Consider the following 515-nt stretch of genomic DNA (forward strand, 5'->3'; position numbering starts at 1 on the left):
ATGCGTCAGGTGATGGTGCGTGGCTTGAAGAAGGTGGACCAGATGTTCGTGTTGAACATGGCGGCATACAACCTCGTGCGCATGCGATCACTGGGACAAATCCGCTTATAAGTGGCGGAAAGCGTGGCAAGGAGGTCAGAAGTCGGCCTCAAGCCGCCGAAAGAACGTTGAATTCGCGTTGAGATTGCACAATGCGAAAGTTTGCGACTGGCGGGCGCGTACATCGAGGCGCACCGCTTCCGCCGGGGGGGTATTTCCGCAACCTGTTAAGGCCCACAGCGAAATCGAGTGGCTCAGCGATAACGGTTCCTGCTACATTGCCGAGGAAACGCTGACGTTCTCGCGGAAAATCGGTTTGAAGCCCGTCACGACCCCTGTGAGAAGTCCGCAGAGCAACGGGATGGCCGAAAGCTTCGTCAAAACGATAAAGCGTGACTACGTCTCATGGATGCCCAAGCCTGATGTCAGAACCGCACTGCAAAACCTGGCTATCGCGTTTGACCACTACAACGAAT

General features: G+C 55.3%; 1 pseudogene. It reads left to right on the forward strand.

Features of this window, described 5'->3' with window-relative positions:
• Nucleotides 1-166 precede the first annotated feature (166 nt).
• Nucleotides 167-515 (forward strand): annotated as a pseudogene (locus M3I54_RS44680) (integrase core domain-containing protein); the annotation flags it as partial.

The sequence above is a fragment of the Paraburkholderia sp. CNPSo 3274 genome, from assembly GCF_024206475.1.
In the GTDB taxonomy this organism is placed as follows: domain Bacteria; phylum Pseudomonadota; class Gammaproteobacteria; order Burkholderiales; family Burkholderiaceae; genus Paraburkholderia.